The organism is Arenibacter palladensis, assembly GCF_900129275.1.
Classification (GTDB): Bacteria; Bacteroidota; Bacteroidia; order Flavobacteriales; family Flavobacteriaceae; genus Arenibacter; species Arenibacter palladensis.
Window position 1 is genome coordinate 1,034,244 of the sequence record NZ_FQUX01000001.1, and the last position, 12,021, is coordinate 1,046,264.

Genomic DNA, 12,021 nt, shown 5'->3' on the forward strand with positions numbered 1-12,021 from the left:
TTTAATAAGCAGGTTTTCAATTTTTTTTTAGGACGGGGACTTAAAAATATACAAAGCTATCAAGCAGTGAAAATGCTATTTTACCAGTGGTCTGGATGAATTACTATATTTCCTATTGTTGGACAATTGTATTGGATTTGTCAAGGGTCTTCAATAAGCGAATACCAAGGTTGTCTATGTTCATATTGTTTTTGTGAAAGGCGGATAGATTGGAAAGAATAATTACCCCATTTTGGTTCACCATATTAAGCACAATATTGGATCTGTAGCCTCCCGTACCACCGCTATGCATAATCAATTTTTTACCTATGTCTTTTTGAATGGCCCATCCCAGGCCCATCTCGGCTTTATTGGGCTCCAGACTAAAAGAAACTTTTCTTGTCAATGATAATATTTGATCGGAATCATTGAATTGTGCTTGTGCAAATTTTGATAGATCGGCTACCGATGATAGTATTCCGCCAGCGCCCACCAAAACATTCAAATCCCAGTTTGGAGTTTCATTTCCATTTTCATCAAGACCCTTGATCAATTGGGACCTAATTTGGTCCCTATCCGTCGTAGTGCGGACCAGTTTGTATTTTGTGCAAATTTTGGATTGGAGTAGGTTTTCATAGGATGTGCTATCTATTTTACTCAACATAAAACCCAATAATCCTACCCCTAGGTTGGAATATTCGGATTTTTCCCCAGGATTTTGATTCAGTTGCAGATGCTGGGTTAAATATTGTTTTAATTTTTGTTCATCATAGTCTTTATAAGGGTTCTGTAGGTCTACAGAATCTAGGGGCAGGTTGGTGGGTAGTCTTGGCAGTCCTGAGGTATGGTTGGACAACTGCTTAAAGGTGATTTTAACATCGCCTTTAAGCGGCCATTCCAAATAATCGTTGATATTGTCATCCAGGCCTAGTTGTTGGTTCACTACCATATCCGCCAAAAGCGTAGCGGTAAATACTTTGGAGATAGAGCCAATTTCAAAAACACTGTCATGGTTATCAATAGAGAAAACAGTATCGTTCTCACGTTTTATTCCATAAAAGTTGGTAGTTCCATTGTGTAAAATGGCAATGGCCAACTGGGTGTTATTGGGGAATTCTTTGGTTTCCGCAAAAATATATTTGGCCTGGAGTTCCGTGATGTGTTGGCTATAATCTTTTTGACCGTTAAAAGCGACTTTTTCATCTGTACACCCACTAAAGGCATATAGGAAAAGAATTAAAATAAAATACTTTTTCTTCTGTTGGGTATTCTTTAGGATTGAATTAAGGAACATTTCCAACGGCCCAATTTTCAGATTAAACATGTTGATCTATCAAAATCTGGTTACCATCGGGATCGGTGAGCATAATACTTGCAGGTCCGGTTGATTTTTCGTCTGCTTCTTGGTCCAATTTTAGTTTTTTATTTTTTAGGTGGGCTTGAATTTTTCTAACATCGGTAAAAGAGGATAACGCAGCGGCATTCTCGTCCCATCCCGTATTAAAGGTAAGGATGTTCTTTGGGAACATTCCTTGGAACAAACCTACCAAGGCATTTCCATTTTTCATGATCAGATAATTCATTTTTAGGTCCCCGGCAAACACGGTAAACCCCAATTTTTCATAAAATTCTTTGGATATGTTTAAGTCCTTTACGGCCAAACTAATCGAAAATGCTCCTAGTTCCATAATGATGGTTTTATGGTGTAACAATTTATTTTAAGATGTTTTGGGGGAATTGGGCGGTACTTTGCCTTACTGCACTAAGATAGGTTTTTTTTGGGATACTGCATTTAACGGGTTGTCGCCCGTATTTTCTGGGCTTATAGGGATTTATGTCCGTAATTTATATGTTAAAACATTAACATATAACATTATTTATTAACATAAATTTATGGTATCTTAACAAAAGATTAATAAAATTTATATATTTGCTAAGTAAGCGTTTTTTCTACGGTTATTATTTATTGAATTAAAATCGAAGTTGAAGTGGCATGGCTTTAATTTTAATATTCATTATTGAAATAATAGGATTTCCACAGAATTTATCGAAAAATGCCTTGTTTCGAAGGTTAAATGACATTTTGTTTTGGGGACTTCTATACGCCAATTTTGAAATACTGGATAATGATAATTTGTTAAACCGCTTTTAACTAACTGACTAACTAAACAATTAACATTATGGAGAAAAAAACCTGGATTTCTGTCCAAACGGAAATCATTCAAAGAGGGAAGCTCAGAAGAAAGCTTTTGGTTTTGATGTTTGCCATGGCACTGTGCAGTGTGCAGACATTTGCAAACCTTAGGACCGAGCCAATTAATTTGGCTGAAGTACAACAAACTATTTCAGGGGTGGTGTCCGATGCCAACGGACCATTGCCCGGGGCCAGTATTGTGGTCAAGGGTACAACCAATGGTACCCAAACCGATTTTGATGGGAATTACACCCTGTCAGGAGTAGCAAATAACGCGGTTCTGATATTTAGCTACATAGGTTATAAAACCATGGAGTTGCCCGTTAATGGCCAATCTACTATAAGTGTAACCTTGGAAGAGGATGCTAGCCAGTTGGAAGAAGTGGTGGTCGTAGGATATGGTACACAGAAAAAGGCAACTTTAACAGGTTCTGTGGCTACGGTAGGTGGTGAAGCACTTGAAAAGTCTTCGTCACCCAACTTGGGAACAGCACTTGCCGGTAAGGTGGCAGGTCTGTACATTGATACGGGGAATGCAGCTCCCGGAGCGGAAAATACGGGTATAAGGGTACGGGGTACCAATACCTTTAATAACTCCTCTGCCTTGGTGGTCATTGATGGTATTCCTGATAGAGCAGGTGGTATCACAAGGATCAACCCTGCCGATATTGAAAGTATCTCGGTACTTAAGGATGCCTCTGCGGCCATTTATGGAGCAAGGGCAGCGAACGGGGTAATCTTGGTAACTACCAAACGCGGTAAAGTGGGTGCACCAGAAGTAAAGATCACCAGTAATTACGGTTTGCAAAGTTTCACCACTACCCCTGACATGTTAAAGGGTGCGGAATATATGGATTTGGTAAACGTACTTAATGTGTATAAATTACCCGTAGGTGAATGGGAAGCTGCCCATGCCGGACGAGGAGCTCCTTATACTAGATCGGATAATGGTGAGGTAGTGAACCCTACTTTTACGACAGATCGAATTCAACAGACGGCAGCAGGAACTGACCCATGGTTATATCCAGATACCGATTGGATGAAGGAAGTTACTACAAGGGGGGCGCCTATTCAGCGCCAGAACCTGCAGGTTTCCGGAGGTACGGAGCATGTTAAATATCTTGCCTCCTTAGGCCACTTGAGACAGGATGTTAACTTCAAAAATGCCCCAAAAGGGTATACACAATATGATCTTAGATTAAATCTAGATGCAAAGATCAATGATCATTTAAGTTTAAATGTAGGTCTTTATTCAAGACAGGAAGAGAATTATACAGCTACCAATTCGCCAGGGAATGTTTTCAACGATTTGGTAAGGCAATATCCATGGTTCCCAGCTTTCTGGCCAACAGGTGAATATGGTCCTGATATCGAAAATGGGAATAACCCAGCCATAAGGGTTACGGATGGTCCTGGATATGTAGACAATAGTACCAATTACGTACAGAGTAATATTGGGGTCACTTTTGACGTCCCAGGAGTGGAAGGCCTACAGTTGATGAGTACCATTTCTTATGATAAAATGAATTACGATTATAAGCTTTGGAATCGTCCATGGACACTTTATACTTGGGATGGTGTAAACCGGAATTCCTCGGGTTTAACAGCCGCCCAACGTGGTCCGGGAGATCCAAGTTTAAACCAGCAACATACCACTCTAACCGATTTTACGGCATCTTTGAATGCTTCCTATGAATTGGATTTAGGCGACCATTACTTTAAATTGCTTGGAGGGGTTACCCGTGAAGAATCCGAACAAAGTTTCTTTGGGGCCTTTAGGAGGTTTTTCCTTTCCAGTGATCTAGCGCAATTGGACCTAGGGGGAAATGAGGGGCAAAATAGCTTTGGAAATGGTTATGAGACCGCTCGTTTAAACTATTATGGACGTCTAAATTACACCTACAAGGATAAATATTTACTAGAGGGCTTGTTTAGATATGACGGTTCTTACCTCTTCCCTAAAAATAACAGGTTTGGATTTTTCCCAGGAGTATCTGCAGGTTGGGTAGTTTCCGAAGAGCCCTTCTTTCAAAAAGCATTGCCTTTTATTAATTTCTTTAAGTTAAGAGGCTCTTGGGGGCAGTTGGGTAATGATAATGTGGAACCTTTTCAGTATATTGCAACATACGAATTGTCGGCTACAGGTTTAGGTCCTGTTTATACTACGGCATATGAGAGTAAAGTGGCAAATCCCGATATTTCTTGGGAAACGGCCACCTCAAGAAACGCTGGTTTTGACTTGAGAACGTGGAACAACAAATTAACACTAGGTCTGGATGTCTACAAGAATTCCAGATCGGATATTTTGACCACACCATTAAAAACATTGCCGGAATATAGTGGTATTGCAGCACCAGCGATAAACATAGGGGAATTCGAAAACTCGGGTTACGAGATAACTATGGGACTTAACGGGGCAAATGATTCCGGTTTCAGCTATAACCTAACCTTTAACTTCAGTGATTCCAATAACAAATTGGTATTCTTTGATGAGCCGGATTTAGATGACCGTCCATGGCAACGTGAAACTGGCGGAGAGATAGGAAGACCACTTCTTTATAAGTTCGATGGGGTTTTTCGTACCCAAGCTGAAATTGATGCCGAAACCTTGGATTACAGTGGGGTAACTCCTTTGTTAAAACCTGGTGATGCTAGAGTTCAGGATATTAGTGGTGATGGAAAAATAGGACCAGAGGACAAGACCAGAGTAGGAGGAAGTGCCTTTGCGGATACCCAATTTGGATGGAATACGGCCATTAATTATAAGAACTTGGACTTCAATATGTATTGGACAGGTTCGGCCGGTGGATACAATACGTACGAGTGGAGTTTTATGTCCGGTACGCTCGCCAACGTTCAACGTGATGTTCGTGATCGTGCTTGGTCTTTGGATAACCCAAATGCCTATGGCCCAAGGTTGGCGGATCGTGGTGACCAATGGTATTCTGGACAAACGGATGCCTATCTAATAACCAGGGATTTTTTCCGGTTAAAAACCTTGGAGTTTGGCTATAGTGTGGATGAGGACTTAATAAAACAATTTGGAATTAAAAGTTTGCGTATTTCCTTATCAGGGACCAACCTGATTACGATTACCGACTTTCCATTTGATCCGGAGGTTACCCAAAACGGGGTAAATGTTGGAAATACTAGAGATGCCACAGGAGGAGCTGTCAATAATGGTGGTGCATACCCCATGTTGAGAACTATTATGACCGGATTGCAATTAACGTTTTAAAAAAATATAAAGATGAAGAAGAATGTTTTAAAAATTACAGCCTTGTTGGCCTTCGGATTTCTTTTTGTGGGATGTAACGAGGATTTCTTGGAAACTACCCCACTTAGTGAAGTGGCGGATGCGAGTGTATGGTCGGATCAAAAACTTGCGGAGGCCGCAGTTTTGGATCTGTATCAAGGAACATGGGCAGGTACCCTTACCCGTGAGGAGACTACGGATGCCTTTACGGATCAGGCCGTTTTTACGCACCCAGGTAGGGGAGTGGATGGCTATACCGAAGGTAAAATGAACCCTGCAGGAAACTTTATGGACATGCAATGGTTTAGTTGGCCACAATTGTATCCCTTTATAAGAAGTGCCAATAACGCTATCCAAAAACTTACCCTCAACGAGGCAGGGATGGAGGCCGCGTTGGTAAATAGATTGCTTGGGGAAGCTTATTTTATGAGAGGCTACTTTTATACCCAATTAATGAGACAGTTCGGTGGTGTGGTTTTAACTTTGGAGCCTTTGACCTTGGAGAGCGAAGCAAACAACCCTAGGGCTACCTTTGCGGAAACCGTTAGCCAAATTTTATCGGATTTGGACCAGGCAATAGATCTATTGGAAGATGCTCCGAGAGATCCTGCAAGGGCAGACAAGATTACTGCTTTGGCTATGAAGTCCAGAGTGTTGACCCATGTGGCCAGTGATTTGTACGAACCCTCCAAGAATTCTGGGGTTTCAACCATAGCCTCATATGCCCATCCGGAATTAATAGGGTGGACCAGTGGTTCTCAGTTGCAAAGATGGGAAGCGGCCAAAGTGGCTTCAAAAGCCTTGTTGGATGCTACTACAGGATATAAATTGGATTATACTGCTCCTGCTTCCCAGGAGGAGGCCATTCAAAATTATGAGGATATTTGGCTTCAGGGAGATGAGAACCAAGATTTCATTTGGGGAAGATTGGTAGAGGAATTTGGATTTGGTTCCAGAACCTATCCTGGAGGGGACGGATGGTCCCAAGGACCTGGAATGGTGGCCTTGTACCATGGCCCAAATGGGTATCATGAATGGGCAGGAACAACCCCTACAGAGGCCTTGGTTTCCAAATACGATTTTGCGGACGGCACCAAGTTTAACTGGGACAATCCTGCGCATGCCGCAGCCCCCTATGACAATCGTGAGGCTCGTTTCTATTCTACCTTCCTTTATGATGGCGGACCATGGAAGCAAAGAACCGATGACGTTGTTAAATTCGATAAATTCAATGAACTTCAAACAGGTTATTACACCTTGTCCGATGGTACCATTATTAACGGAGTGGATACCCGCCAAGGTCCTATTGAGGATTGGAACGGTTCCAGAACTGGGTATTATTTCAGGAAATTTTCGGATCCAAGGACTCCGGCATCTTGGCCCAACGATCTTCAAAAAGTAGATGCACCATATATCAGATATACCGAGGTATTATTGAACTATGTGGAGGCCAATATTAATCTAGGGGAAGAAGGGGAAGCCATTACATGGTTGAACAAACTCCGATTTAGAAATGGCCTGCCAGCGGTAACGGCATCCGGTTCGGCATTGTTGGAACTCTACAAAAGGGAACGTGATAAGGAATTGGTAAATGAAGATGCCAGGCTCTTTGATATGAAACGCTGGTTGGAAGGTCCACAATCCTTGAATAAACAGGTACAGCAGATATTGATTCAGGCCACTCAAAAGCCGGGAACCACTGTAACGGATTACAGAAAGGATACCTCCCTATTTAACTATGTCTACAGGCCCACAAATATTGTTTTTGAGAATAGAATTTGGCAAGATCATGTTTATTTTATGCCTATTAAGCAAGAAGAAATAGACAAGGATCCTTCAATAATCCAGAATCCGGGTTATTAGTAACAATAGATATTAATTAACAATTATATTGAATAACCCTTAGCACTTATGTGCGGGGTTATTCCTATTTTAGGAACATTATGTCAATTCAGATTTATGATGAAGAAATTAATTTATTTTATTTTTTTGGCACTGTTGGTATTAGCGTGTGAACCAAAGTCAACACAATTGTTTTCCAAATTGGACGCTGCCAAGACCGGTGTAGATTTTAAAAATAAACTTACAGAAACCCATAAGTATAACTATTTCACCTACCCTTACATGTATCTTGGGGGAGGAGTTTCAGTTGGCGATGTAAACAATGATGGGCTGGAGGATATTTTCTTTACCGGAAATATGGTGGCGAATAGGCTGTATTTGAACAAGGGGGATCTTCAATTTGAGGATATATCGGAAAGTGCGGGAATAATGGGTGATGAGCGTTGGTATTCCGGAACTACATTCGTAGATATTAATCAAGATGGTTATTTGGATATCTATTGCTCCGTAGGTGGAAAAAATGGTCCCAATAACAATGTTCTCTATATCAATAATAAGGACAATACCTTTACCGAAAAGGCAGCGGAATACGGAATTGACTGTGATGGGATCAGTATGCAGTCTACCTTTTTTGACTATGACAGGGATGGCGATCTGGATTTATACGTCATCAATTATCCCCCTACCAGCTTTACAGCCCCAGTGGAGTACTATCAGTATATGTTGGACCATCATGAAATAAAGGATTCCGACAGACTTTATCGCAATGACAATGGCAAATTTACGGATGTTACCGTGGAAGCGGGATTAAGCTCCTTTGGGCTTAGTCTGGGAGTTGTAGCTTCGGATGTCAACAACGATGGCTATACGGATATCTTTGTATCCAACGATTTTAATGCGCCGGATTTTTTGTTTATCAACAACCAGGACGGAACCTTTACCAATCAAATAAATACCAGTTTACAGCAGATTTCCTTCTTTGGAATGGGTGCTGACATCGCCGATTTTAATAACGATGGATTTATGGATATTTTTCAGTTGGATATGTCTGCCGAGGACAACTTTAGATCCAAGGCCAATATGTCTTCCATGGATCCTGCGGCTTTTTATAAGTCCGTTAATGTTGGTTTGCACCACCAATATATGCAGAATTCACTTCAAATGAATAATGGGAATGAAGCTGGTGAGCTGCCCCTGTTCAGTAATGTAGCCAGACTGGCCGGGGTGTCGTCCACAGATTGGAGTTGGGGCGGACTTATGGCAGATTTTGACAATGACGGATGGAAAGATCTGTTTATTACCAACGGTATCCGTAGGGACGTAAACAATAAGGATTTTTATGCTAAATACCGGGAATTTTTCAATAAAATGGAAAAGGACCCCAATTACAAAAATAAGGAAGAGGAGGTGGAGCTCTTAAAGTATTTGGAGGAATTGCCTTCGGAGAAGCTAAGCAACTATATGTTCCAGAACAATAGGGATCTAACCTTTACCAAAAAGACCGATGAGTGGGGTTTTGAAGAAAAAACATTCTCCAACGGCGTGGCCTATTCCGATTTGGACAATGATGGGGATCTGGATCTGATTATCAATAATTTGGAGGATACCGCCAGTATTTATAGGAACAATGCCACCGGAAGCAACCAACTGACCTTGGAACTAAAAGGCCAAGGCAAGGTTTTGCCCAATGGAAGCAAAGTTTCCATTTATACATCGGATGGGATACAGGTTCAGGAGTACAATACGGTTAGAGGCTATTTGTCCTCCGTGTCGCCACTGCTTCATTTTGGACTGGGACAGGCCAAACAGGTAGACAGTATTGTGGTGGCTTGGTCCAACGGATCAACCACAAAGTTGGATCAAATAAAGGCCAATCAGAGACTAACGATCAACTATGATGAGAACGAGTTGGTCAGTTCCGTTAAATCCGAGGATAAGTCTCCAAAGCTATTTGAAACTATTGATTCTCTGGATTTATTTAAGCATAATGAAAATGTTTTCAACGATTTTGAGGTAGAGGTGTTATTGCCCCACAAGAATTCTACCTTGGGCCCATCATTGGCCACAGGGGACTTGAATGGGGACGGATTGGACGATTATATTGTTGGGGGGGCAGTAGGACAGAATGTGGCGGTGTACCTTCAAAATGCCTCAGGTGAATTTTCGGAACTTATTATTCCGGACCTAGTGCAAGATAAGTACTATGAAGACCTTGGCATTTTAATTTTTGATGCGGACAATGACGGGGACAATGATTTCTATATTGCCAGTGGAGGCAATGAGTTTAAGCCCAATTCCTTGGGCTATGAAGATCGCTTGTATGAAAATCTGGGCAACGGTAAATTTCAACGCAACAAGGATGCCATTCCGGATACAAAAATTAGTGGTTTAAATGTTTCTGCCTCCGATTTTGATAAAGATGGCGATCTGGACCTGTTCATTGGCGGTAGGCTTGTTCCCAAGAAATACCCTTACCCTGCGGATTCCTATATATTGGAAAATGTAAGTACGCCAGAGGGAGTGAAATTCGTGGATGCTACAGAAAAGGTATTGCCAGGGTTAAAATCCTTGGGGCTGGTAACCGCTTCGAGTTGGATAGATTTTGATAATGATGGATGGGAAGACCTGGTAATCGTTGGGGAGTGGATGCCCATTAAATTCTATAGGAATGTAAAGGGTGTTTTTGAAGATGTATCCGATCAACTCGTTCAAGGTAATACCTCGGGCTGGTGGTTCTCGTTGGAAAAAGGGGATTTTGATAATGATGGGGATCAGGATTTGATAGTAGGTAATTTGGGTAAAAATTATAAGTATCAGGCCAGTTCCAAGTCGCCCTTTAAAGTGTATTTAAATGATTTTGACAGCAATGAAACTTCGGACATAGTACTTAGCTATAAAAAAGGGGAAACCGAATTTCCTGTACGTGGAAGACAATGTTCCTCACAGCAAATGCCGGCAATAAAGATGAAGTTCCAGGATTATAACTCCTTCGCAAGCGCCACCTTAAAGCAAATTTACACGGACAAATTATTGGAGGAGTCCCTGAGCTATGAGATTACTTCCTTTGCCAGTATATATCTGGAAAACAATAATGGGGTGTTTGCAGCAAGGCCATTGCCCCAATTGGCCCAGATTTCCAGTATAAACAAATTTGTGGTAGACGACTTCAACAAGGATGGAAACTTGGACGTGGTCCTAGCCGGAAATTTGTATAATGCCGAGGTAGAAACCCCTAGGAACGATTCCAGTTTTGGACTCTTTCTACAAGGGGACGGAACCGGGAATTTCATGGCCAGGACCATGATGGAATCCGGTCTAAAAATTGTGGGAGATGTACGGGGAATGGAACTACTTTCCGTTAAGGGCCAAAAACATTTGCTGGTAGCCAAAAACGACGATTTTATGCAAATGATAAAGGTGAACTAGTCAATTGGCATTATCAATAGACCCAACGTTCTTATGTTGGGTCTATTTCAATATACTAAAGTAATTGGTGGGGGTTTTATATGGCTATGATCTATAAAAAGTTCTTTAAGAATTCCATAATGGTTATAATGCTGTTGGGGCTTGCCGCTTTGGTGTTCCATTGCAAAAACGGAAAAAAGGAATCGGAATATTTTAATCCCCAAGTGTTGGCCACCCATGACAATGGGGAACATTTTGTAGGTTCCAAAACCTGTTTGGAATGCCACGGGGACATTTACAACGCCCATATAAATACGGCACATTATAACAGTGGGGCCATAGCCGATTCGTCCAATATTAAGGGTAGTTTTAAGGAGGGGTCAAATATTTTGGACCTAAAAGCCGTAGAGTTTCAAATGTTGGGGGATGGGGAATATTTTTATCAACATACCAAGATCAAGAATAGGAGTACCGAGATTCCGCCTTCCAAATTTGATATTGTAATTGGATCGGGCGTAAGGGGCCAGTCCTATCTTAGTTGGGAAAAGGACGAATTGTATCAGTTACAGGTTTCTTATTACACCCCAACGGACAGTTGGGTGAACAGTCCGGGTTATCCTACCTATTATGATGAACCCAGGCCCATACGGGACGCCTGTCTTAAATGCCATATCACCTATGCCAAAGGATTGGAACCTTCTTCCAAAGGAAATCGTTTTGATCAGGACCAGATGATATACGGTATAGACTGCGAACGTTGCCATGGTGCCTCTGCCAAGCATGTGGTTTACCACCGGGAAAACCCCGAGGCAACTGCCGCAAAATTTACCTTAAAAATTGAGGACCTTCCCAGGCAACAGCGGTTGGATCTTTGCGCCCAGTGCCATTCAGGGCTTAGAAGCATTGTTTTGAAGGGAGATGCTTTTTCCTATGCAACAGGGGAAGACCTAAGCCAATATTCCAAAAATGTGGACAATGGCAGCCCAGGACAAAAGTTGGACGTTCATGGCAATCAATACGGACTTCTCACCAGTAGCGAATGTTTTAAACAAACGGCCACCATGGATTGCAGCACTTGTCATGACCCCCATAGAAAGCAGCGGGGGAATGCCACTTATTTCAACAGTAAATGCATAAGCTGTCATAAGGAAGGGGAAACAGTCTGTTCCAATACGGGCACGGACAAGTATATCATGGCCAATAATTGTATTACCTGCCATATGCCCACTACCCCATCCCAAGCCATGATGGTGCAGTTGGACCAAGATAGTCTGGAAACCTCCTTTAATATCAGGACTCATTTAATTGGAATCTATGAACAGGAATTGTGGAGGGATTAATTGGC

The 12,021-nt window shown here is 41.8% G+C and carries 6 protein-coding genes; 4 read left to right on the plus strand and 2 right to left on the minus strand.

Going from position 1 to position 12,021, the window contains the following annotated elements:
- Window positions 1-112: 112 nt before the first annotated feature.
- Both BUA60_RS04090 and BUA60_RS04095 read right to left on the minus strand, forming a co-directional pair.
- Entirely contained in the window at window positions 113-1,303 is a 1,191-nt protein-coding gene (locus BUA60_RS04090; protein ID WP_072860426.1) for a serine hydrolase domain-containing protein, read from the minus strand.
- Entirely contained in the window at window positions 1,296-1,667 is a 372-nt protein-coding gene (locus BUA60_RS04095) for a VOC family protein (protein ID WP_072860427.1), read from the minus strand. The genes BUA60_RS04090 and BUA60_RS04095 overlap by 8 nt, the downstream gene beginning before the upstream one ends.
- 492 nt (window positions 1,668-2,159) lie before the next feature.
- Here BUA60_RS04095 and BUA60_RS04100 point away from each other — a divergent pair, with 492 nt between their 5' ends.
- The 4 genes from BUA60_RS04100 to BUA60_RS04115 all read left to right on the plus strand — a co-directional run bounded on the left by BUA60_RS04100 (window position 2,160) and on the right by BUA60_RS04115 (window position 12,016).
- Window positions 2,160-5,411, plus strand: a complete 3,252-nt coding sequence (locus BUA60_RS04100; protein WP_072860428.1) for a SusC/RagA family TonB-linked outer membrane protein — start codon at window positions 2,160-2,162, stop codon at window positions 5,409-5,411.
- 12 nt (window positions 5,412-5,423) lie between these two features.
- Entirely contained in the window at window positions 5,424-7,292 is a 1,869-nt protein-coding gene (locus tag BUA60_RS04105; protein WP_072860429.1) for a RagB/SusD family nutrient uptake outer membrane protein, read from the plus strand.
- 96 nt (window positions 7,293-7,388) lie between these two features.
- On the plus strand, window positions 7,389-10,697 hold the full coding sequence (locus tag BUA60_RS04110) for a VCBS repeat-containing protein (protein ID WP_245802491.1): 3,309 nt from the start codon (window positions 7,389-7,391) through the stop codon (window positions 10,695-10,697).
- 80 nt (window positions 10,698-10,777) lie between these two features.
- Entirely contained in the window at window positions 10,778-12,016 is a 1,239-nt protein-coding gene (locus BUA60_RS04115) for a multiheme c-type cytochrome (protein WP_072860431.1), read from the plus strand.
- Window positions 12,017-12,021: the final 5 nt, after the last annotated feature.